General features: G+C 52.2%; 22 protein-coding genes. 9 read left to right on the forward strand and 13 right to left on the reverse strand.

The window, feature by feature from the left end; genetic code table 11:
• Positions 1 to 28: 28 nt before the first annotated feature.
• The gene (locus SPK40_RS15175; protein ID WP_330961020.1) at positions 29 to 1,672 is read right to left on the reverse strand and encodes a GMC family oxidoreductase; all 1,644 of its coding nucleotides are present in this window, start codon (positions 1,670 to 1,672) and stop codon (positions 29 to 31) included.
• Positions 1,673 to 1,950: 278 nt separating this feature from the next.
• Here SPK40_RS15175 and SPK40_RS15180 point away from each other — a divergent pair, with 278 nt between their 5' ends.
• The 5 genes from SPK40_RS15180 (at position 1,951) to SPK40_RS15200 (ending at position 4,535) form a co-directional block, all read left to right on the forward strand.
• On the forward strand, positions 1,951 to 2,205 hold the full coding sequence (locus SPK40_RS15180) for a hypothetical protein (RefSeq protein ID WP_330961021.1): 255 nt from the start codon (positions 1,951 to 1,953) through the stop codon (positions 2,203 to 2,205).
• Positions 2,206 to 2,220: 15 nt separating this feature from the next.
• Entirely contained in the window at positions 2,221 to 2,532 is a 312-nt protein-coding gene (locus tag SPK40_RS15185) for a DUF2834 domain-containing protein (protein WP_330961022.1), read from the forward strand.
• 268 nt (positions 2,533 to 2,800) lie between these two features.
• Positions 2,801 to 3,106, forward strand: a complete 306-nt coding sequence (locus SPK40_RS15190; protein ID WP_330961023.1) for a DUF1330 domain-containing protein — start codon at positions 2,801 to 2,803, stop codon at positions 3,104 to 3,106.
• Between the two features lie 82 nt (positions 3,107 to 3,188).
• The gene (locus SPK40_RS15195) at positions 3,189 to 3,941 is read left to right on the forward strand and encodes an SDR family oxidoreductase (protein ID WP_330961024.1); all 753 of its coding nucleotides are present in this window, start codon (positions 3,189 to 3,191) and stop codon (positions 3,939 to 3,941) included.
• 117 nt (positions 3,942 to 4,058) lie between these two features.
• Positions 4,059 to 4,535 carry a group I truncated hemoglobin gene (locus tag SPK40_RS15200; RefSeq protein WP_330961025.1) on the forward strand — a complete coding sequence of 159 codons (477 nt, stop codon included), beginning with the start codon at positions 4,059 to 4,061 and terminating at the stop codon, positions 4,533 to 4,535.
• Positions 4,536 to 4,597: 62 nt separating this feature from the next.
• Here SPK40_RS15200 and choV read toward each other — a convergent pair whose 3' ends face one another.
• The 6 genes from choV to betI form a co-directional block, all read right to left on the reverse strand.
• A complete protein-coding gene (gene choV / locus SPK40_RS15205; protein WP_330961026.1) occupies positions 4,598 to 5,806 on the reverse strand; it encodes a choline ABC transporter ATP-binding protein in 1,209 nt (402 codons plus the stop codon).
• A 2-nt stretch (positions 5,807 to 5,808) separates the two neighbouring features.
• Positions 5,809 to 6,657, reverse strand: a complete 849-nt coding sequence (gene choW, locus SPK40_RS15210; RefSeq protein ID WP_036747973.1) for a choline ABC transporter permease subunit — start codon at positions 6,655 to 6,657, stop codon at positions 5,809 to 5,811.
• Between the two features lie 68 nt (positions 6,658 to 6,725).
• The gene (locus tag SPK40_RS15215) at positions 6,726 to 7,667 is read right to left on the reverse strand and encodes a choline ABC transporter substrate-binding protein (RefSeq protein ID WP_330961027.1); all 942 of its coding nucleotides are present in this window, start codon (positions 7,665 to 7,667) and stop codon (positions 6,726 to 6,728) included.
• A gap of 110 nt (positions 7,668 to 7,777) precedes the next feature.
• Positions 7,778 to 9,508 (reverse strand): choline dehydrogenase, encoded by a 1,731-nt coding sequence (betA, locus tag SPK40_RS15220; protein WP_330961028.1) that lies wholly within the window; start codon positions 9,506 to 9,508, stop codon positions 7,778 to 7,780.
• A gap of 56 nt (positions 9,509 to 9,564) precedes the next feature.
• Positions 9,565 to 11,025: a betaine-aldehyde dehydrogenase gene (betB, locus tag SPK40_RS15225; protein WP_330961029.1), complete on the reverse strand. Its 1,461-nt coding sequence runs from the start codon at positions 11,023 to 11,025 to the stop codon at positions 9,565 to 9,567.
• A 70-nt stretch (positions 11,026 to 11,095) separates the two neighbouring features.
• Positions 11,096 to 11,686 carry a transcriptional regulator BetI gene (betI, locus tag SPK40_RS15230; RefSeq protein WP_330961030.1) on the reverse strand — a complete coding sequence of 197 codons (591 nt, stop codon included), beginning with the start codon at positions 11,684 to 11,686 and terminating at the stop codon, positions 11,096 to 11,098.
• A gap of 380 nt (positions 11,687 to 12,066) precedes the next feature.
• On the opposite strand from betI, the gene SPK40_RS15235 reads away from it, so the two are divergent.
• Both SPK40_RS15235 and SPK40_RS15240 read left to right on the forward strand, forming a co-directional pair.
• Positions 12,067 to 13,194 carry a right-handed parallel beta-helix repeat-containing protein gene (locus tag SPK40_RS15235; protein WP_330961031.1) on the forward strand — a complete coding sequence of 376 codons (1,128 nt, stop codon included), beginning with the start codon at positions 12,067 to 12,069 and terminating at the stop codon, positions 13,192 to 13,194.
• 196 nt (positions 13,195 to 13,390) lie between these two features.
• The gene (locus SPK40_RS15240) at positions 13,391 to 14,710 is read left to right on the forward strand and encodes a cytochrome-c peroxidase (protein WP_330961032.1); all 1,320 of its coding nucleotides are present in this window, start codon (positions 13,391 to 13,393) and stop codon (positions 14,708 to 14,710) included.
• Positions 14,711 to 14,775: 65 nt separating this feature from the next.
• Here the strand turns inward: SPK40_RS15240 and SPK40_RS15245 are convergent, their stop codons facing one another.
• From SPK40_RS15245 to SPK40_RS15265, 5 genes are all read right to left on the reverse strand, one after another.
• Positions 14,776 to 16,140, reverse strand: coding sequence for a TrkH family potassium uptake protein (locus tag SPK40_RS15245; protein ID WP_330961033.1), 1,365 nt, complete (start codon positions 16,138 to 16,140; stop codon positions 14,776 to 14,778).
• Positions 16,141 to 16,144: 4 nt separating this feature from the next.
• A complete protein-coding gene (locus SPK40_RS15250) occupies positions 16,145 to 16,798 on the reverse strand; it encodes a potassium channel family protein (protein WP_248142799.1) in 654 nt (217 codons plus the stop codon).
• Between the two features lie 49 nt (positions 16,799 to 16,847).
• The gene (locus SPK40_RS15255) at positions 16,848 to 17,543 is read right to left on the reverse strand and encodes a response regulator transcription factor (RefSeq protein WP_330961034.1); all 696 of its coding nucleotides are present in this window, start codon (positions 17,541 to 17,543) and stop codon (positions 16,848 to 16,850) included.
• 2 nt (positions 17,544 to 17,545) lie between these two features.
• Positions 17,546 to 18,583 carry a sensor histidine kinase gene (locus SPK40_RS15260; protein ID WP_248142797.1) on the reverse strand — a complete coding sequence of 346 codons (1,038 nt, stop codon included), beginning with the start codon at positions 18,581 to 18,583 and terminating at the stop codon, positions 17,546 to 17,548.
• 228 nt (positions 18,584 to 18,811) lie between these two features.
• Positions 18,812 to 20,680, reverse strand: coding sequence for an ABC transporter ATP-binding protein (locus SPK40_RS15265; RefSeq protein ID WP_330961035.1), 1,869 nt, complete (start codon positions 20,678 to 20,680; stop codon positions 18,812 to 18,814).
• Positions 20,681 to 20,862: 182 nt separating this feature from the next.
• On the opposite strand from SPK40_RS15265, the gene SPK40_RS15270 reads away from it, so the two are divergent.
• On the forward strand, positions 20,863 to 21,510 hold the full coding sequence (locus tag SPK40_RS15270) for an ABC transporter ATP-binding protein (protein WP_330961036.1): 648 nt from the start codon (positions 20,863 to 20,865) through the stop codon (positions 21,508 to 21,510).
• Entirely contained in the window at positions 21,503 to 22,273 is a 771-nt protein-coding gene (locus SPK40_RS15275) for an ABC transporter permease (RefSeq protein WP_330961037.1), read from the forward strand. The genes SPK40_RS15270 and SPK40_RS15275 overlap by 8 nt, the downstream gene beginning before the upstream one ends.
• Here SPK40_RS15275 and SPK40_RS15280 read toward each other — a convergent pair.
• On the reverse strand, positions 22,270 to 23,169 hold the full coding sequence (locus SPK40_RS15280) for a LysR substrate-binding domain-containing protein (RefSeq protein WP_330961038.1): 900 nt from the start codon (positions 23,167 to 23,169) through the stop codon (positions 22,270 to 22,272). The two genes, SPK40_RS15275 and SPK40_RS15280, sit on opposite strands and share 4 nt — an antisense overlap.
• Positions 23,170 to 23,324: the final 155 nt, after the last annotated feature.

Genomic DNA, 23,324 nt, shown 5'->3' on the forward strand with positions numbered 1-23,324 from the left:
CTGAAACAGCGGCTTTTTTTATTGTTTCTCAGGCGTTTTCCAGCACGGTCTCGGTGCGGACTGTGGTTGCGTGATGGTTCAAAATCATGTCTGCGGCTTTCTCGGCAATCGCAATCGTCGGTGCGTTGGTATTCCCGCTGATCAACGTTGGCATGATGGAAGCATCCACCACACGCAGTTTTTCAATGCCGTGGACCCGGAGCTGGTCATCGACGACGGCCATTGGGTCGTGCCCCATTTTGCAAGTCCCGACCGGGTGGTACACGAGGCCAATATGCTGTCTGATTTTCTCAAAAATGGCTTCGTCGGATTCTGCCTCAATCCCTGGCGCCAGCTCATCTGCCCGGTACGTATCAAAAGCAGGCGCAGCCAGAATTTTACGGAGCTGACGGATCCCATTGACGAGCACCTGCTTATCTTCTTGATGGGCAAAGAAATTGAAGTCGATTTCCGGTTCAGCCATCGGGTCGGCAGATGCCAGCCTCACTGTCCCTGTGCTTTTGGGGCGCAAAACACAGACATGGCAGGAATAGCCGTGCTGAGACATGAGTGACAGATCGCGGCCGCTGTCATCAAACAGCAGCGGCAACATGTGCAGCTGAATATCCGGGCGATCCAGTTCATCACGGGATTTGATAAAACCACCGGCTTCAGAAATCGGGCTCGCCAGCTTTCCTTCTTTTTTCAGCATATATTTCAGAGTATCAGGCACCATGCGTAACACACCGCCAACAGAGGCGGTGATGCCGTCTTTTTTCCTGCTTTTCACCAGCACACAGGCGTCGACGTGTTCCTGCAAGTTGTGACCTACACCCGGCAAATGAAGTTTGCAGTCGATGCCGTGCTCAGCCAGATGCGCCTGATCGCCAATGCCTGACAACATCAGTAACTGAGGCGAGTTAATCGCGCCGCCGCTCAGAATAATTTCCTGTCTGGCGTGAACTGAATACGTCTGACCTTTATTCAGAAAGGTAACCGTGACCGCCTGTTTATTCTCGATGGCTATGCTTTGTACCCTGGCTTCGGTGATCACAGTCAGGTTGGGGCGCGCCATTGCCGGTCGCAGATAGCTGCGTGCGGCCCCGCAGCGCTGACCGTCTTTGATCGTGTACTGATAAAACCCAATCCCTTCCTGCTCCGGGCCATTGAAGTCCGGATTATATGGAAAACCTGCTTGCTGACTCGCTTTCACAAACGCATGATTTAGTGGGAACTGCGCCGGAAGGTCACTGACATAGAGCGGCCCCTGGTCACCATGAAGTGCGTCGCTGCCCCGTTCGTTGCATTCTGCTTTTTTAAAATAATGGAGTAAGTCATTGAAACCCCAGCCCTGATTGCCGAGTGACGCCCAGTGATCATAGTCCTCCTTCTGACCGCGGACATACAACATCGCGTTCACTGAGGAACTGCCGCCCAGAACTTTCCCTCTGGGGACAAAAACAGCTTGTCCCTTTCGCAGGGCCGGGTCTGATTTGGCGTTGTAAGCCCAGTTATACTTTTTAGAAAACATAAAACAGGCAAAAGCGCCGGGCGTGCTGACCAAAGGGGTCTTTTCAGAAGGGCCGGCTTCCAGCACCAGAACTGAGTATTGTCCGCTTTCGGATAAGCGATTGGCCAGTACACATCCCGCGGAACCTGCGCCAATCACAACATAATCGTAATGAGAATTCATTGTGCCTCCTTGCGAGTATCGTTTGAGAAATTATCAAAAATTTAACAAGCAGAGATATGCCACAGGCGCCAAATGATTATCTTCAGAGACGAACTGATATTTATTTCAGCCTCATGACAAAGAACCAGTGCAAAATCATGATTTTATGCGTAATCGCTTGCGTATGCACCGGATCACATTTCTGGACAGTTATTCAAAATCATCAGTGCAACATCATGCATTGGGCATTAGGATCACTTTGTCTCTTCGTAGATCACGATGTGAAAAAGGATGTCACTGTGCTGAAAGTTATTTCCAGATTCGTAGCCGCGACTTTGTGGTTAATGATCGCTGTTGCTCCTGCTTTACTTGGATTATTACTCGCCGGACCTGTGTGTCTGATATTAGGTGATTTAAATTTACCGATCGTTGCCAGCTTCACCGTGATTGGTTTCGTGGTTGGTGCTGTCTGGGCGGAACGGGTCAGAACCGGTATGGGCCTGTCAGAATTCTGGGGCAGAGTGATGGCAAATCCAGAGTTAGACCGCTATTAATTCATTCCGGGACGGATGATGAAACGTGCTCTGCTTTTCCTGACACTGCTTGGCATTGTGCTGCCTTACGGTGCTTTTTTACCTTGGCTGCTGGAACATGGCCCGGATCTTCCCCTGTTTTACAATCAAGCGATCGCGAATCCTGTCAGCATATTTGCATGGTTGGATGTCCTGATTTCAGCGGTGGCTTTACTGCTGTGGATTGTGGTCGATGGCCAGCAGCATCAGATCCGTCATCGCTGGCTGGCGGTGATTGGAACACTGACGATTGGCGTGTCCTGTGGTTTACCGTTTTACCTGTACCTGAGAGTCAGCCAGCGTCAGTAATGCTTTGAATCGTTGGTTTGCTCTTGTGCTGTCATCGGCATCAATACTGGCTGGGTAAAATTCACTGACAATGGCAATTATAAGTACAAAAACTAAAACTCCCGGCGATTTCATTTCTTTCTGTGATGCTCAGAAATTCCTGAGTTTGCGCGCAATCCATCGTAAATGAATCTGAGTTTTCCCCTTTTCGGAGAAAGCCATATAGGATAGTGAAGATGAATCGCAGTTCTGATGATTGGGTATCAACCGAAAGCAAGGAGTGAAAGCGATGTATGAAATGATCGTTGGGCTGGATGTAACCGATGATGAAGTTTATTCAAACTATCGTCATGCCATGAAACCTATTTTGTCTGCATATGGCGGAAGCTTTGGTTACGATTTTCAAGTGTCTGAAGTGTTGTTGTCTCAGGTGACTGAACCTATTAACCGCGTGTTTACGATTCGTTTTCCCAATGAGTCCCGTAAAAACGAATTCTTTACCGATCAGGACTATGTGAAGGTAAAAGAACAATTTTTTTCGAAGTCTGTGCGGTATACAACAATTATCGCCCGCTTTGAATCTGATGCGTCCTGATGATAATGTTTTAAGCAAATTCTTTGCTGGTGAGATTTCAGCGATCCCACCAGTTTTTTATTTGAGTCGGTAAAGGGAAAGCATGGGTTCAGAGAAAGTCGTGCTGATTACGGGGGCCAGTCGGGGAATTGGCGCAGAATCAGCGAAATTATTTGCCCGGCAGGGATATGCTGTTTGTATTAATTATATTGCCAATGCTGAAGCAGCAGAAAAAGTCAGACAAGCCATTCTTGAAGAAGGCGGCACATGTATCACCGTACAGGCTGATGTTTCAAAAGCTGATGAGGTCAGCCGGTTATTTGAAACGGTTGACCGGGAACTGGGGCGTCTGACGGTTCTGGTGAACAATGTGGGTATTTTACAGACTCAGTCGCGCGTTGAGGATATTTCAGAAGAACGCTTTCTGAATGTATTACAGACCAATGTGATGAGTTGTTTCCTGTGTTCAAAAGAAGCAATGAAACGGATGTCGACAAAGCATGGCGGCTCCGGCGGCAGTATTGTGAATGTGTCTTCAGGTGCATCGAAAAGCGGCTCACCGAATGAATATGTTGACTATGCAGCATCGAAAGGGGCAATGGATAGCTTTACCCGGGGACTGGCCTTGGAAGTCGCGCAGGAAGGCATCCGGGTGAATGCAGTCAGACCTGGACTGATTTATACCGACATTCACGAGTCTGGTGGCGAAGCCAAACGGGTTGAACGTCTGAAATCAGTGATTCCTTTGCGCCGCGGTGGTCAGGCAGTCGAGGTTGCTGAAGCCATTTACTGGCTGGCATCAGAGAAGGCTTCATTTGTGACGGGCAGTTTTATTGACCCCTCTGGCGGGCTCTGACGGCTCAGATTCAAGCTGTGAAAAAAGGCGGATCAGATGGCAAGTGGCAAAGCGGTCGAATGTTGATTATATAAAGTAGGGCAGATGATGCGATCTCACAGCATCAGGAGGTCTGACATGCAAAGTAAGAATACTCGAAACTCGTCAGCGTTATTTTTTGCCCTGATTTTAATGTTTGCAACGCCATTGCTTTGGGCGCAAGAAGAAGCGCAACCGGCAAAGCCATCACTCTATGAACGTCTGGGAGGGCTGACTGCAATTTCGGTCGTGGTCAATGATCTGATCGATCAGTTAGTGATTGATGAAACATTGAATGCAAATCCGGCAATCGATGCATCCCGGAAACGGGTCCCGCCGCCTTATCTGAAATATCAGGTGACATCGATGGTTTGCCAGGTGACAGGCGGCCCGTGTACTTATACCGGTCGCGGGATGAAAGAGGCCCACGCTCACCTGAATGTGACGGAAAAAGAATGGAATCGTATGGAAACGATTTTCAAAGAACTGATGGTTAAATATGAAGTCCCGGCACAGGAACAGAAAGAACTGCTGGAGATTGTCGCTTCAACAAAGGTCGACATAGTGACCAAGTAATCGCAAGAACCCAGCTCAGGCTGGGTTCTTTTTTTGATGCGTATTTTTGAACGTTCAGTCGCTTACGCTACTTTTGCCTCAAAATGCTTCCCGAGCAGAGCGTGATAGAAGTCCTGATCGGACAGGATCCCAACCAGTTTGTTTTTGCCGCCCTTTTTGTCTTCGGTGAGTAACACGGGCTGACCGGTCCGATAGCGGATTTCCAAGGCGTCACGCATGGAAATGTCCGGACTGGCGGTCACAATCTGTTCCTGCGCCAGCCTCTCCAGATCATCCCCCTGTCGCCAGCTCTGCAGTGCTAAATCCTGCTCCTGGCGGCTAGCTGCCAGAATTTCACCGGCTTCATTGGTATTCAGACGAGTGCCTTCATGGCGGTTCAGGATCAGCATGTCTTCCAGGCTTTCCAGTTCGCTGGTTGGCGTCATCAGTGACCGGCCGCGCAGCACATTCAGCGGATTGGTGTGGGCTACGAAGTCTTTCACATATTGAGTGTTTGGCTTCAGGACAATCTCTTCCGGCTTGCCATGCTGAATCAGTTTGCCGGACTCCATAATGGCAATGTTGTTACCAATCTTCAGGGCTTCATCCAGATCGTGGCTGACGAAGACAATGGTCTTGTTCAGTTTACGCTGAAGTACCAGTAACTCATCCTGAAGCTGGCTGCGGATCAACGGGTCAAGTGCTGAAAACGGTTCATCCATCAGCAGGATGTCGCTGTCCATGGTAAAGGCACGGGCCAGACCGACACGCTGCTGCATCCCGCCGGACAGTTCGTGCGGGAACTTGTCTTTCCATTCAGCCAGACCGACCATCTCCAGCTTTTCCATGGCCCGGCGACGGCGTTCAGTTTTGCTGATGCCCTGCATTTCCAGACCAAAAGCTGCATTATCCAGTACGGTCAGCCAGGGCATGAGGGCGAATTTCTGGAAAACCATGGAAATTCGCTCGGTTCGCATGTGACGCAGCGTGTTCGCATCGCAGCTGGCCAGGTCGACCATGTTGTCGCCGTCCTGCACTTCCAGTGTGCCGCGTGAAACGGTATTCAGGCCGTTAATGGCACGCAGCAGGCTGGACTTCCCGGAGCCGGACAAGCCCATCAGCACACAAATTTCGCCTTCTTCAATATTCAGGCTGACGTTATCGACTCCGACCACATCACCTGTTTCATCGATAATTTCCTGACGGTTCTTGCCCTGATCCAGCAGTGCCAGTGACTGACCGGTATTTTTACCGAAGATGACGTCTAAGTTTTCAATTCGAATGGCAGTCATGTTCAGCCCTCCTGATTTTTGCTGGCCGGGGTTTTACACAAGCGGTCAAGGATGATGGCAACCAGAACAATCGCCAGTCCCGCTTCAAAGCCCTGAGAAATGTTGACCGTGTTCAGGGCGCGGATGACCGGTTTACCCAGACCGTCGGCACCAACCAGAGCCGCAATCACTACCATGGACAGTGACAGCATGATGCACTGAGTAATCCCCGCCATGATGTTTGGCATTGCCGCCGGCAGTTCTACTTTGAACAGCAGCTTGGAACGTGTTGCACCGAAGGCCTGACCTGCTTCCAGCAGTTCTTCCGGTACACGGCTGATCCCCAGATAGGTCAGTCGAATCGGAGCAGCAATGGCAAAAATAATGGTGGAAATGAGTCCCGGTACAACCCCCAGACCGAACAGCACCAGAGTCGGAATCAGGTACACAAAGGTCGGAATGGTCTGCATTAAATCCAGAATCGGACGCATCAGGGTATACAGCCACGGGCGATGTGCCGCCATGATGCCAATCGGCACGCCAACCAGCACGGAGATCGAGGTTGCGGTCAGAACCAGAACGAAGGTCTCCAGCATTTCCTGCCAGTAACCCAGATTCAGGATCAGCAGCAGCGCTGCGACAACAAAGGCAACCAGCGAAAAACTGCGATGCAGGGCCCAGGCTAGGGCTGCGGTCATCAGGATGGGAACCGCAGGCGGCATCCACTTGAAGACATCGACCAGCATCATGATCAGAGATTCCAGGCTGTAGGAAATGGCGTCGAAGAAACCAGCCGCATTGAAAGTCAGCCAGTCGACCAGGTTTGCCATCCATTCACCCAGTGGGATCTTATGATCGGTAATAAAATTCACAATAACTCCTTAAAAGGGGTACAACAAAAGCAGTCGCAGGCACCGGCATTCAGGTGCCTGCGGGAAAATCAGATATTCAGATACTTCTTCACGGCATCAGTCCCGTTGCTGCCGTCAACGGACTTCACGTTCTTCAGCCATTGATCCAGAACTTCCGGATGTTCCTGCAGCCAGGCTTTTGCCGCCGCAGCCGGTTTCTTCTGGTCATCGAGGATGTCACCCATCAGTTCGTTTTCCATGTCCAGGCTGAACTGAAGGTTTTTCAGCAATTGGCCCACGTTCGGGCAGGTTTGCATGTAATCTTTGCGAACATTGGTGTAAACACTGGCGCCGCCGTAGTTCGGGCCGAAGAAATCGTCGCCGCCATCCAGATATTTCAGGTCGAAATTGTTGTTCATCGGATGCGGTGCCCAGCCCAGGAAAACGACCCATTGTTTGCGGTTCACGGCGCGTTTTACCTGAGACACCATGCCCGCTTCACTGGATTCCACCAGACGGAAGTCTTTCAGTGCGAAAGCATTTTTGTCGATCATGTCCTGAATCAGGCGGTTGCCGTCGTTGCCCGGCTCGATCCCGTAGATGCGGCCCCGGAATTTATCCTCGAATTTCGCCAGATCGGCAAAGCTGTGCACACCGGCATCGTAGACATATTTGGGGACGGCCAGCGTGTATTTGGCGCCTTCCAGATTGGCCCGGATCGTTTCGACAGTGCCGTTGTCACGGTATTTGGCGATATCGCCTTCCATGGTCGGCATCCAGTTCCCCAGGAAGACATCAATGTCGCCGTTTGCCATCGAGGAGTAGGTCACCGGTACAGACAGCAACTGTGTTTTGGTTTGATAGCCCAGACCTTTCAGGACTTCGCTGGTCACGGCTGTGGTTGCGGTGATGTCGGTCCAGCCAACATCGGAGAAGCGGACGGTGTCGCACTGAGCGGCTATAGCCGGTGTACCCGCGGCGAGTACCGTGGCAAGTGCCGTAAATTTGATGGTTTTGTTGAGTGTCGTCATGACTTGTCCTTGATCCATGTTCGTTAATGTCGCCTCGTGTCTGAATGAGGCATGAGTGAGTCGGGCCAGTCGGATGACTGAAGACAGTCCTGCGCTGGCCCTGTCGTGGTTCATATCACCATCGACGGAGTTTCTGATTCCGGACCAGTGCTTGCCACAGCGGTTTCCGGCATGGTAGTGCGCTGGCTGGTTTGCCAGTTGTCTGCAATCCAGACCGGCACTCGGGCAGCCGGCAGGGCGGGTTTGCCCAGAATCTTGTCAGCGGCTTTTTCCGCGACCATGATGGTCGGCGCATTCAGGTTGCCGTTCGGAATGGTCGGGAAGACTGAGGAATCAACCACGCGCAGGTTGTTGATACCGCGGACCTGACAGTCACGGTTCAGCACTGCCATGGCGTCATCGTCGCTGCCCATTTTGCAGGTGCAGGACGGGTGATACGCACTTTCGACGTTTTCACGAACCCAGGCATCAATCGCTTCGTCGCTCTGAACGGTTTCCCCCGGCTGGATTTCCTGACCACGATACGCAGACATCGCTGGCTGAGTCAGGATCTCGCGGGTCAGGCGAATGGTATCCCGCCAGTCCTGCTTGTCCTGTTCGGTGCTGATGTAGTTAAACTCAATCCCCGGTTTGGCTTTCGGATCGGCAGATCTCACCCAGACGCGGCCACGGCTTTCTGGCTTGTTCGGGCCGACATGGACCTGAAAACCATGACCGTCAAAAGCAGCCTGACCGTCGTAGCGCATGGCGGCCGGCAGGAAGTGATACTGAATGTTGGGCCACTTCAGTCCGGCACGGGAGCGAATGAAAGCGCAGGACTCAAAGTGGTTTGTCGCACCCAACCCGTCTTTGAACAGGATCCAGCGTGTGCCGATCAGCCCTTTGCTGATCAGGCCCAGCTTGCTGTTCAGTGTGACCGGCTCTTTGCACTCGTACTGGAAATATACTTCCAGGTGGTCCTGCAGGTTTTCCCCGACCCCCGGCAGATCGTGTCTGACCGGGATCCCGGCATCTTCGAGCACGGCTTTCGGACCGATTCCAGACAGTTGCAGCAGCTGCGGAGAACCGACAGAACCCGCTGACAGAATGACCTCTTTGCGTGCTGAGGCTGTTTGCACTGTTCCGCCACGCTCAAACTCAATGCCGGTTGCCTGCTTGCCTTCCAGCAGCACTTTCCGGCTCAGGACACCAGTCAGAAGCGTCAGGTTGCTGCGTTTCATGGCACGGCGCAGGTAGGCATTCGAGGTCGAGGCACGTACGCCGGAGTCGACCGTCATGTGCATCGGACCGAAGCCTTCCTGCTGGTAACCGTTGTAATCGTCCGTGGCCGGGTATCCTGCCTGCTGACCGGCGTCAATAAAGGCCTGATACAGCGGATTGAGTGCCATATCGTTGCCGTTGCAGGTCGCCACCGGACCATTTTCGCCACGGTAGGCATCCTCGCCATCTTTCCAGTTTTCGGCACGACGGAAATACGGCAGGCATTCACGGTAGCTCCAGCCTTCCGCGCCATGTTCAACCCACTCGTCAAAATCGCAGGCATGACCACGGACATAAACCATGCCGTTGATGGATGAGCTGCCGCCCAGCACCTTACCGCGCGGACAGTGCAGCTGGCGGCCATCCAGACCAAACTCCGGCTGGGTCTCAAACTGCCAGGCGTATTTGTCGCTGTTCATCGGGTACGACAGTGCCGTTGGCATCTGAATGAAAATACTCTTGTCACTGCCGCCGGCTTCCAGCAGCAGGACCTGATGCTCTCCGCTTGCTGTGAGGCGGTCTGCCAGCACACAACCTGCTGAACCGGCACCGACAATGATGTAATCAAATTCTTGCTTCATGGCGTTCCCTTTACGTCTTTTCGCGTTGGCTTGGCGTGTTTTTTCCAGATACGTGATTACGGGTAAGGGCATTCAAGATCACCCAGCTCAATCAGCACGCTTTTGGTCTGGGTATAGTGGTTCAGCGTTTCCAGGCCGTTTTCACGTCCGATTCCGGAATGTTTGTAGCCGCCAACCGGCATTTCCGCCGGTGAGCCGCCCCAGGTATTGATCCAGCAGATACCGGCCTCAATCCGGGCAATCAGACGATGTGCGCGTGACAGGTTTTGCGTGAAGATACCGGCCGCCAGTCCGTAGTCGGTGTCATTGGCACGGCGGATCACTTCGTCCTCATCACGGAAACGCAGCACAGACATCACCGGCCCAAAGATTTCTTCTTTCACTTGCGGCATATCATCGGTGCAGTCGGCAAAAATGGTCGGTGCGACGAAGTTGCCTTTGTCCAGACCGTTTTCCGTGACGCGATGACCACCGGCCAGCAGGCGGGCACCGGATTGTTTTCCGGCTTCAATGAAGCCCAGTACTTTTTCCAGATGCTCCGTAGAGATCAGGGCACCAATTTGGGTGCTGATGTCGCTCGGGTCGCCGACTTTCAGCCGGGCAGTGCGTGCTGCCAGACGATTCAGAAACTCGTCGTAAACAGCTTCGTGTACAAAGACGCGGGTGCCGTGAGTACACACTTCGCCCTGAGTGTAGAAATTCGCCATCATGGCAGCGGAAACTGCGTTATCCAGTTGGGCATCATCAAAGACAATCAGCGGCGATTTACCGCCCAGTTCCATCGTGACGTCTTTCAGTGAACCTGCCGCATCGGCCATCACTTTTTTTCCGGTGCCACATTCACCCGTGAATGATACTTTGGCGATTTCCGGGTGACGGGACAGCATCTGGCCGACGCGGTAGTCGCCCTGAACCACGTTAAATACGCCGTCCGGTACTCCGGCTTCGGTAAAGATTTCTGCTAGTTTCAGGGCAGTCAGCGGGGTCTCTTCGGAAGGTTTGAAAATCATGACATTCCCGGCAGCCAGTGCAGGGGCCGATTTCCACATCGCGATTTGAATCGGGTAGTTCCACGCGCCGATCCCGGCACAGATACCCAGCGGTTCGCGGCGGGTATAGAAAAACTGACCGTGGCCGAGATCCTGCTGCTGACCGGAGACACTGGCGGCCAGACCGGCGTAGTACTCAATTACATCCGCACCGGTAACGATGTCGACTTCCAGTGCTTCCTGCAGTGGTTTGCCCGTATCCTGCACTTCAAGTGCAGCCAGTTCATCATTGCGTTCACGCAGTAAAGCAACAGCTTTCATCAGAATCCGACCGCGTTCCGCACCGCTCATCGCAGACCAGATTGCGAAGCCTTCTTTGGCTGAGGCAATCGCGCGTGCCATGTCAGCTTCTGATGCCTGACCGATCTGAGCGATCACTTCGCCGGTCGCTGGATTGCGGGTTTCGAAGTGCTCGCCTGAAGTGGCTTGCGTGGCTTGCCCGTGAATGTACAGGGATGTCATCGTCATACTGCTTCTGTGCTCCTGTGTCATGTCTGACAGGCTGTTTCAGCCTGTGTTTGTGCTGTGAATACTGGTCTTACTGAGGCGGTGCCAGCTGTTTTTCCAGATAATCGGTAATGATGGCCTGCGCCTGGGAAGGACTGATACCGCCCGGCGTCAGTGCGCCGCGCAGCCAGATCCCGTCAATCAGCGCTGCGGTGCCCTGAGCGACAAAAATCGCCTTATCAGCGGGCAGCACCTGCTTGAGTTCATATCGCAGATGGGACAGCAGACGCTTTTCGTTCACGCGTTGTAAGCGGTGCAATTGCGGGTCATGCATTGCCTGCGCCCAGAAGGCCAGCCAGGTTTTGACGACCTTGTTATCCACCTGATAGCTGTCGAAATTTCCGGCGACGATGGCTTTGATTCGGCCCGGTACGTCGTGTTTATCGACTCTCGCTAAGTGTTCCATCACGGTGTGAGAGAGCTGGCGCAGGACAGAGCGCATGGTTTCCTCAAGCAAGCCGTGTTTGCCACCGAAATAGTGGTTGATAATGCCGGGTGAAACCCCGGCTTTTTTGCTGATTAGAGCCACGCTCGCACCTGCCAGACCCACTTCATCAATCGCTGCCATGGTGGCGTCGACCAATTGTGGTTTGCGGATTTCCGGCATTCCGATTTTGGGCATGATCTGTCCCTAATTCTTTTTTGATTGAACGTTTAATTAAAAACAAAATGTCACATTGATTGATCAAAGTCAAAAATTGTTTAGGGTTGTAATGTTTAGTTGTGTGTTTATTTTGTTTGAATAATCAATGTAAACCACTGTTTTTTAGCTGATAACAATGATTTAAACCGTATGAATTTTCCCGTGACATGAAAATTTGATTTGCAGTCAAATCTTTCCCGACTTTGAGTCAAATCTCGATTCTGAAAAAGTTCATAAAAATCACAAACTTTGTTTCTATTTTTGGTGATCGTGACGATTTTTAACTTAGTTTTGACAAATCTTGTCTGCCTGTTTTTGACAATACCTGCGTTTTTTTGCTGACAAAGAAGAGCACCAAAATGCAGAATTCAAGAACACGATGGAAAAAACACTGGCCGTTACTGTTTGCTTTGACGCTGGCCGGATGTGGCGGCGGTGGCAGCTCAACATCAGAAACAGCAGCCCAGGACCGGGAACCTGTCACTGAGAGCAGTGAAACCGGCGGATTACAACCGGATGAATCGAAGAGTTCAGACCCGGTTCAACCGCCAGCCAATACCGTGGCGGATCAGACCATCGAAGTTGATGGAACAACTTACACTGAGCTGGAAAAAGCCGAAGCGGCCATTCAACCTGGCAGCAATGTTGTCATTGGGAATGGTATCTATACCCGGGGTCTGGAGATTCTGCGGGACAATGTGACGGTCACCGGCAGCGGAAACACGCATTTTCGGGGGGCACAGCTGAAGGACAAAGCCACCTTTATTGTGGATGGCGATGATGTTCGGATCGAAAACATCGAGTGCAGTCAGGTTACCGTTCCGGATCAGAACGGGGCTTGTGTGCGTCAGCAAGGTCGCGATCTGGTGTTGTCCCGGGTGTTCTTTCACGACAGTGAGCAAGGGATCCTTTCGGCCCCCGGTACGGGCAATCTGACGATTGAGCACAGCCGGTTTGAACGGTTGGGCAAAGCGGGCCGTGCTCATGCGGTTTACAGTAATAACGATAGTCTGACAATTCGGTACAGCCGTTTTCACAGCTCGAAAGACGAAGGGCATGAAATTAAAAGCCGGGCGCAGCGTACGCTGATTGAATACAGTGAAATTGCATCGATTAACGGCGACGACAGCCGGCTGGTGGATACTCCGAACGGGGGCGAGCTGGTGATCCGGAACAGTGTGCTGGAGCAGGGGCCGAACTCTTCAAACCGTCAGTTAATTGGCTTCGGTCTGGAGTCTACTTATGACGCAACAAAATCGAACCGTGTGACACTGGAAAATAACGTCATTGTGCTGGACCGCCAGGCGGGTAGTCAGTTGCTTGCCCTGCCTTCAGCCGGTGGCTATCAGCAGGATGTCCGTCAAAACGATGTGGTGGGTCAGGCGCCGGTGGATAAAGCGGATTTGATGCCGGAAAATACGTTTTATGAGAGCCGCGCAAAGTATGGTGTGGATGCATTTCCGGCGTTGCCGGATATGGGTTTCTAGCGCTGTTTGACTGAGATTAAAAAAGTGCTGTGAAAATTGGCAAAAAACGTCTAATCCCGGTGAATGACCGGGATTTTTCGTCTTAAAAATCAGAAAACTCCCCATCTGCACGAATGCTACTGTTTTCATTAAGCGGAATGCACCGCCAGTTCCTCGACGAATAACAAAAATGCAGTGGTTAGGCAGGGGTGACATCATGAAAAATGCACATGTCTTTTTATGGGCAATCTCATTATTTGTGCTTGCGGGATGTAACCACAATGACAGCACACCATCGGACAGCAATGCGCCGCCAACTGCCATTCCCGGAGATGGTATCGGTGATAATCCGGGAAATGTACCGGGGGATGGTCAGACACCCGGTGATGATAACCCGACGCCGGATCCGGGACCGGAACCTGAGCCCCGAGTGGATATTGACGGTCAGCCTCTGCCGGATACGGCAACCAATCCCGACTATGAATCTTACGTTGCCGGACAGCCGGAATACTACACCAGTCTGTCCAGTACTGAGTTCCATAACATTCGCTTCACGAGTGTCGCCACACAGGACAATACTCCGCGGGATAACGAGCTGAGTAATCCTGTGGCCAAACTGGGGCGGGTACTGTTTTATGACGTTCGTTTGTCTGCCAATAATACCGTTTCATGTGCCTCATGCCACCAGCAGGAACATGGCTTTACGGACCCGGCTCAACTGAGCACGGGCTTTGAGGGCGGCCATACACGCCGGAATTCAATGGGACTGAGCAATGCGAGGTTTTACGATCCCGGCCGGTTCTTCTGGGATGAACGGGCTGCAACCATGGAAGATCAGACCCTGATGCCAATTCAGGATTCCGTGGAAATGGGGATGAATCTGCTCGATCTGGAGACTAAATTAGGCCAGACCAGTTTTTACGGCCCGTTGTTTACAGATGCTTTTGGTGATGAGGCCATTACCAGCGACAGAATCTCCCGGGCATTATCGCAGTTCATGCGTGCCATGGTGAGTTATGAATCGAAATTTGACCTGGCGGTACAGGTTGAGCTGAATAACGATCCGACACCGGTATTGAGTGATCAGGAGCTCAGGGGGCTGGAGTTATTCGATACCCTGAACTGTACCAGCTGCCATACAACCACAGCTTTTGTGCTCGACCGGAATCATAACAACGGCTCTGTCAGCAATAATGACCCGGATCAGGGCGTTGGGGGAAATCTGGCGGGTTTCTTTAAAACCGGTTCGTTACGCAATATTGCGGTAGGCGCACCTTATTTTCATGACGGTCATCTGCCGGATCTGATGTCGGTCGTGGAGTTTTATAACAGTGGCATTAACAATCACACGAATCTGAGCCCGGATCTGCGGGATCGTTTGGGCCGGCCAGTCCGGATGAATCTGACCCAGGCCGATAAAGCAGCGCTTGTGGCTTTCCTGGAGACTCTGACCGACGAAGGTTTCCTGTCGAATCCGATCTTCAGTGACCCGTTCCCACCCCCTGAAGAAACGCCGGATGCGTCAACCACGCCTTAACCAGCATGATCAGCATGTTTGAAGCAGCCCGTCTCGCGGAAGAGACGGGCTGCGACCGGGATCCGTCAGCCAATCGTTAAAGGTGTTGCCGGATATCGAAGATGAGTTGTCTTCGGACTGGCCAGCAGGTAGGCCAGTGTCAGCGGCCCCAGCCGTCCGGCGAACATCATGAAAATGATGATGCACTCGCCTTCTGGTGACAGTGCTCCGGTGAGTCCCCTGGATAAACCCACGGTTCCTAATGCGGACACCGCCTCAAACACGACATCCAGAAAAGGAGCGTCTTCAGTCAGCGTCAGCAGAAAAATTGAAAGCCACACGGCAGCACAGGAGATCAGGGTGAGTGCCAGTGCTTTCTGGACGGTTCTGGGTTGAATCTGACGCTGGCACAGGTTGATGGCATCCTGCCGCTTGAGAAACTGCACCGTTGCAACCAGCAGTACGACAAAAGTGACAACTTTAATGCCGCTGGCGGTGCTGAGGGAGCCGCCACCGATGAACATCAGCAGTAGCATCAGGACTGTGGTGGCATCTTCCAGTTGATCGATGGGGAGGGTATTGAATCCTGCGGTTCTGGGCGTGACGGCCTGAAACCAGGCGGCCAGCCATTTACCGGACTCAGACAGCGGGGCCAGTGTCGCACTGTTATCCAGTTCGATCCTGTAGATGGCCAGCAGAGCAAAGAGATTGATGAATACCGTCCCCCCGATCATAATCCGGCTGTAGAGACTGAGACGTTGCCAGCGCCGTTGTCGCCACAAGTCCATCCAGACGGTAAAACCCAGACCGCCTGTAATGAAGAGTCCGGTAATCGTCAGGTTCACGACGGGGTCATCAACGTAGGGCATCAGACTGTCCGGGTGAAGCGCAAACCCGGCGTTATTGAATGCAGAAATGGTGTAGAAAAAGCCATGGAACAGGGCCGTTGTCCAGCCCAGTTCAGGTTGCCAGTGCAGGGCGAGAATCAGCATACCGATCGTTTCTGCCGTAAAAGCAAAGATCAGCACAGATTTCGCGGTTGTCACTAGCATGGACGTGTCGGTCTGATTAAATGCTTCTTTGGCGATGTGTTGCTGAAGAAAGCCGATTTTTCCGCCCAGTGCAATCAGCGTGACGACGGCAAATGTCATGATGCCAAGGCCACCCAGCTGAATCAGTAATGCAATGATGATTTGGCCGAACAACGTGAAGGTACTGCCGGTATCGACAACGACCAAACCTGTCACCGTTACTGCTGAGGTGGCCGTAAACAGGCTCTGCAGCCAGCTGATAGGCGCTGTGGTTGCGAAGGGCAATTTTAGCAGTATTGCGCCGGACAGAATCAGCAGCAAAAAACAGCCCGATAAAATCACGGGTGGCGCGGCTTGTATTTTGACGGCCGCTTTGGGTTTTCTCTCCAGCGGAGAGACAGCAGGGTGCCATTGGATCATTGTGTTATACCAGTCTGGGTGCCAGCGCTGCTAAAGCCTGACGGTGCCCGCTTAATAAAAGAATATCTTTTTCAAATAAAGCCATATCATGATCAATGACCGTAATATTTTCTTTTCCGCGTTTAATTAATAACGGTCGAATACTGTCGCCCAATCCTTTGATTAAATTTCCAATTGTAAATGTCCGGTGTTTTTCCTGAAGATGAACTTCAACAATATATTGGTCATGACCCAGAGAAATATAATTATTAATCATCGGGTAATGTAAGGCCTGCGCGACCCGGACTCCCATCTCTTCCTCCGGATGAATAATACGGGTGACACCCAGTTTTGAGACGATCGCATGGTGTGCCACGGTATTGGCTTTCACCCATAAAGCTTTGACTCCCAGTTTTTTCAGACATAAAGTGCAGAGCAGACTGGCTTCCATATCTTTACCGATCGCAACCAGAACCGCTTCACTGTTTCCTAAATTTAATTCTCTTAATGCGTTCTCATCCGTCGCGTCGCAAATCACGGTCTGGGTGAGTTCTGAAATATATTTTTCTGCAATTTTTTCATTGAGATCAATGCCGGTCACGGTATGACCCAAATGAATTAGTTCCAGACTTGCAGCCACACCAAAGCGACCGAGTCCAATGACGGTAAAATGTGCCATATTGTTTCTCTTTCTGTTTGGATGAAACGAAATGAATTACATGGAAGTTTCAGTTATTTCCTAATAAGCGATAACCAACCCCGGGTTCTGTTTGAATATATGTCGGATTGTCTGCATCATCCTGAAGTTTTTTTCTCAGATGGCTGACAAAATTACGTAAGTAATGGGTATCTTCTGCGTGGGTATTCCCCCAGATTGTGACCAGCAATTCTTTCTGTGTGACTAAACATCCCCGCCGTTCGGCCAGCATGTGCAGCAGCCTGAACTCTTTTTTCGATAATGAGAGCTGATTCCCGTGGAGGTAGACCTGATGGTTTTGACTGTCAATCTGCAATCCCTGAAAGTTCATCACATGAGCCTCAGTCGCCGCCTGGCGCAGCTGGCTGAAATCGCGAAGCAGAACATTGATACGGGCAATCAGGGTTCTGATGCTGAACGGCTTACACAAATAATCATTAGCCCCGGCGTCCAGAAGTTTAATCATTTCATCTTCTTCATCCCGGGCGGTCAGCACCAGTATCGGGACCAGGCTGGTTTCTCTGATCGTCTTCAGCAGCTCATACCCATCGACGTCCGGCAGTCCGAGGTCGAGAATGATCAGCTCCGGTTGAGACTGGCGGAACAGGTTTAGTCCTTCAGCACCGGTTCCGGCACCCGCGTAGCTGAATCCTTCGGCTTTGAGGGAGATCCGGATGAAACGTTGGATTTCAGGTTCATCATCAATCACCAGAATCTGTGCAAGCATGATCAGTTTCCTTCAGCCACGGGCAGAGTAATCCGGACGGTACAGCCAGTCTTCGTCGGTAGCATTTCAACGTCACCGCTGTGTGCATGGATGATCCCCTGACTGACGGTTAAGCCCAAACCTGCGCCGCCTTCCCCGCGGTCGCCTTTGCGGGAAGAGTAAAATAATTCAAAGACCCGGCGGCGATGTGTATCGGTCAGGGGGCTGCCCTGATTCTCGATATCGATTTGCAGGCTCTGATTGGCAGACCGGACTTTGACATTGACCGGCGAGCCGGGAAGTCCGTATTTCAGGGCATTATCCAGAATATTGTGGATGGCCTGCTCGAACAGGGAAGCCCGAATGGCAACTTCAGGTAACGGTGTTGCTGCACTCAGTTGAATGCGGGCCGGGTCAACCCGGTCGATCAGTGCCCGGAGCACTGGAAGGACAGGCTGAATGTCCGTTTGCATGGCAAGTTTTCCGTGCTGAATCCGTGTCGCCTGAAGCAGATTTTCGATATACCGGTGCAGGCGATGGCTTTCTTCAATGGCGGCCTGTAACAGCTCGTCCTGTTCTTCCTGTGCCAGACGTGACTGGTAATCCTTCAGCGTGCTGAGATTACCGAGAATGCCTGCAAGCGGTGTTCGCAGGTCATGGGACACAGAAAGCAGGATACTGCTTCGTAACTCCGCCTGCTCAAGCGCCTGGCGTTGCTGTCTGTATTTGATCGCCAGATGGCTGGTTAAAATGGCGATCAGCAGGAAAACCATCAGATTGAAAATGTCTGATGCATTGGACATCTGCAGTGAAAATCTGGGCTCAGTGAAAAAATAATTGAAGCACAATGCGCCTGCCAGACCAGCAAATAATGAATCAAAGCGGGTCGAGAACAGGGCTACAACTACCACCCCTAACTGTAGGATCAGCAAAATACCGATCTGAGTTGCCAGGAGGGTATTCAGTCCGTAGGCAGCACCGACCGCGAGCGTCATCACAGACGATGGCAGGAATAATTGTCTGATTTTTTCAGGTTGCAGAATCTGGTGCCAAAAACTCATAGGATAAACAGCTGATGAGGAAATCTTGTGTTCACTGTAACGAAAAATGCATCAGATTGGGCGTAAAAAAAGCGTCATTTTTTCTTTTTTCTCATGTGGTTATGAAAGCGTTTCCTTGCAGGTTAATCGTGAGCTGCCTGCCGTGCCGGGGGATAACAGACGCAAAAAAACCAGCCCTGAGGCTGGTTGAATGTTTGAAAGCCAGTGAAGGCCAGTTCGAGTATTGGCTTATTTCGCCAAGACTGCTTCCGGCGCCGATTCTTCCAGATCGCAGCCAATGAAGCCGCCGGTCTGATGGGCCCAAAGATGGGCGTATATGCCGTTCTGGCTCAGCAGTTCCTGATGGCTGCCCTGTTCGATGATCTGGCCGTTGTCGATCACAATCAGGCGGTCCATGGCGGCAATGGTCGACAGACGGTGTGCAATCGCGATGACGGTTTTGCCTTCCATCAGCTGATATAAGCTTTCCTGAATGGCCGCTTCCACTTCAGAATCCAGCGCGGAAGTGGCTTCGTCCATCACCAGAATCGGTGCATCTTTCAGTAGGACCCGGGAAATTGCAATCCGCTGACGCTGCCCGCCGGAGAGCTTCACGCCCCGCTCACCGACCTGTGCATCGTAGCCGACGTTGCCGTGCGGGTCAGACAGCGTTTCAATGAACTCATGGGCGTGCGCCTGACGGGTTGCGGCCAGCAATTCAGCTTCGCTGGCTTCCGGTTTACCGTACAGAATATTTTCACGAATCGAGCGGTGCAGCAGGGATGTGTCCTGCGTGATCATACCGATATTGCTGCGCAGGGAATCCTGGGTGACGTGGGCGATATCCTGCCCGTCAATGCGAATGGTGCCGGATTCCAGATCGTGGAAGCGCAGCAACAGGTTCACCAGCGTCGATTTACCGGCACCGGAGCGGCCCACCACGCCGACTTTCTCGCCGGGTTTGATGTGCAAGGATAACTGTTCAATAACGCCTTTGGCTTTATCGCCGTAGTGGAAACTGATGTTATCGAACTCAATGCCGCCTCGTGTGACTGCCAGCGGACTGGCATTGTCTTTGTCTTCGATGCTTACGGGTTTAGACAGCGTTTTCATGCCGTCGACAACCGTCCCCAGGTTTTCAAACAGCGCGCCAATTTCCCACATAATCCATTTCGACATGCCCTGAACCCGCAGTGCAATACTGATCCCCACCGCGATGACACCGACGGTCACCGCACTGTTCATCCACAGCGTGATGGACACCGTTGCAATGACAAACAGCAGCAGGTAGTTGATTGCATCCACACTCAGAATGAGCTTGGTCGCGAGACGCATCTGGCGGTACACGGTATCCAGAAAGCCTTTCATGCTCTCTTCAGCGTATTCTGTTTCGCGGTTGGTATGGGAAAAGAGTTTGACCGTGGTGATGTTTGTATAACTGTCGACAATCCGTCCGGTCATGGAGGAACGGGCGTCGGCCTGCTCGGTGGCGATGGCTTTCATTTTCGGTACAAAATAAAACTGAATCCCAATATAGGCCAGCAGCCAGACCACAATCGGCACCATCATCACAAGGTCCGCACTGGCCATCATCACAATCATGGCCGTGAAATACACACTGATGTAAACCAGCACATCCACCAGTTTCATCACGGTTTCCCTGACGGCCAGGGACGTCTGCATCACTTTGGTTGCCAGTCGCCCTGCAAAATCATCCTGATAGAAAGAAACACTCTGACGCAGCAGATAACGGTGTGCCAGCCAGCGGATGGACATCGGGTAATTGCCCAGCAGGCTTTGGTGCATAATTAAGGAATGCGCGAGTGCAAGTGAAGGGATCACCACAACCACCAGCAGGCCCATCGTCCACAGCTTGCCGCTTTCTTCCGTCAAAAAAGTGTCGGGAGAATGCTGAGCCAGAAGATCAACCAACTGACCCATAAAACCCAGCAGCGACACTTCAACAATTGCAATGCAGGCGCTCAGCACAGACATGATAATTAATGGCCAGCCGAACCCCCGGGTATAAAAGCGGCAAAACGCAAACAGGCTTCCCGGGGGTTGCCGGGGCATTTCGTCCGGGAAGGGAGCCGTGAGTCTCTCAAAAAACTTGAACATAAATGATTGATTCCAACTGTGTAAGTAATTCAGATGTCGCTGATAGGAATATCCGCAAGTGAGCGGAAAGTATTGAAAGTTTTGGGCTGTTCGCCCTAGTCTGTATTTGTTAACTGTTGTCAGCGAGACTTAAAAAATCAGTATTTAGATAATGATGCACGAGTTCAATGAATGCAAAGTGAATGGAACTGAAAATAATGGATAATCAGTCATTACAGATCGTTTCATTGCGGTCCGGGATGGAACATCGCAGTGACAGCGTGCTGGATATCAGTCTGCGCGGCGGGCAGCATCTGGCGTTGTCCGGTCGTTCAGGCAGTGGAAAGTCCAGTCTGCTGAAAGTGCTCGCGGGTCTGTTGCCTGCGCAATCGGGCTACTTTTCCTGGCAGAGTGAAGTGATTCAACCCGGTAATTTACGCTGGTGGCGCCAGCAATTTTGTTATCTGCCTCAGTCCCCCGTGATGGGCGCTGAAACACTGGCTGAGGCGATTCGTTTGCCGTGGCGGCTGAAAGCGGTCAATGGCGGGATGCCTGATGACAATGCCTGCTGTGAAAGTCTGCGGTCACTGGACATCCGGCATGATTTGGACAAAGCAGTGGCTGAACTGTCCGGCGGAGAACAGCAGCGGGTCGCCATCGTACGTGCGTTGTTGATGGAGCGGCCGGTCTGGCTGATGGATGAACCCACATCGGCGCTGGATCATACCAGCCGGGATATGGTGATGGCCTTGCTGGCGGCAAAGTCGCTGACCTGTGTGTCGGTTTCACATGACCCGCACTGGCTGGAACGCGCGGATCAGGTTGTCGACATGGGGGAGCGCCATGGATAATGCGGTCAGTCTGTCAAATTTATCGCTGGCGGCTTTTTATCTGCTGTTGCTGCTGCCGCTGGGGGTGTTTTACCGCTGGCAGCTGGGTCTGAGCAAAGTGGCTGTCATCTCAGTATTGCGGATGACATTACAGCTTGCCGTTGTCGGGATATACCTGCAAACCCTGTTCAGTTTTCAGCATCTGGGACTGAATCTGTTATGGCTGAGTGTGATGGTGCTTGTGGCTGGTTTCAGTATCTGCCGCCGCTCGGGGGTGCCGCTGGGAAAAGCAACGGTTGCCGTGATTATTGGCTTGCTGGTCAGTCTGCTGGTGGTGTTGCCCCCGATGCTGATTGGCTTGATTCATGCGGATCCCTGGTGGCAGGCGCAGTATCTGATCCCGGTGTCCGGAATGCTTCTGGGAAATGCACTGACAGCCAATGTACTGGCGCTGGAACGCTGGTATAGCAGTTTGAAAGAGAAAAATAATGAGTACCAGTTTTATCTGGCGATGGGAGCACCGCACCCGATGCTGCCTTTTCAGCGCGAAGCCGTTAAAGCGGCCCTGACGCCGCAGCTGGCCAGCATGAGTACGCTCGGGATTGTCGCCTTACCCGGAATGATGACGGGCCAGATCCTTGGCGGCACCGAACCGATTCTGGCGGTGAAATATCAGATCGCGATCATGATTGCCATTCTGGTGGCGGTGGCGGCCAGTGTGGCTACCACCCTGAGTGTGATTCGCCGGTTCGCCTTTGATCGCTATGGCCAGCTAAAGCTTTAAGGTGCCAGCTGGTCCTCAAGCCAGCGGATAAAACAGTCAATCGCTGCGGACTGCCGGTGGCGGATCAGGTAATAACCGGCATTGGCGGGCAGCGGCGAAAACGGGGAAACCAGTTTGCCTTTACTGACGTCGTCTCCGATCAGGGCCTGCCGGGCCATCGCCACACCCAGTCCGGCTTCGGCGGCCGCCATGGCCATGTCGGTGCGGTTGAAGAAATGTCCGCGTCGGCTGTCCGCCGAAATCTGCATCGCATCGAACCAGTAACGCCATTCGGTGTCCCGTTCGGCATTTCGCCAGGGCATGGCATCATGCAGCAGGGTGGCGGCTTTCCAGGCCTGCGGTTGTTGCCAGTTGAATTTCGCCTGATAGTCCGGACTCATGACCGGTAACAGGAATTCAGCCAGCAGCAGGCTGGTCTGGCTGTCCATCTGAATGTCATCATCCCGCCGATAATCAATCACCAGATCGCAGTCGGTATTCTGGCTGTCGACCAGTGCGCCGTCGGCAAAGGTCTGGACGTTGATTTCCGGAAACTGCTGATAGAAATCATGCAGTCTGGGGACCAGCCATTTGAAAGCGAATGAGGGGGTGAGTTTCAGCCGGATTTCCCCTTCAGCCTGCAACCCTGGTTGCAGCGCATGAATGACGGCTTCTATCTCTTGCAAGCTGCGGTGAACAACCTGGTAGAGCTGCTGACCCTGCTCTGTCAGGGTAATTCCCCGTGCGTGACGCAAAAACACAGCAAAGCCGAGTTGTTGCTCCAGTTGCCGGATCTGCTGGCTGACCGCGCCTGTCGTGACATGTAATTCCGTGGCTGCACGGGTGAAGCTTTGTGTTCTGGCGGCGATATTAAAGGTTGCCAGGGCAGCCAGTACACTACCTTTTACAGCAGACATGGTTTTTTTCTCCGGGTTGCACTCAGATATTTTCAGCCAGCCTTGAATGATGAGTGTTTAGTTTGGCTAAAGGCTGTTGTTAATAATTATCGATTGTTAACCCGGTGTAAATACCGCAATCTGCGCTTTATTTCCTGTGACCCGTAATTGTTCAG

Origin of the sequence: Photobacterium sp. 53610, from assembly GCF_036409375.1 — a bacterium.
Taxonomy (GTDB): domain Bacteria; phylum Pseudomonadota; class Gammaproteobacteria; order Enterobacterales; family Vibrionaceae; genus Photobacterium.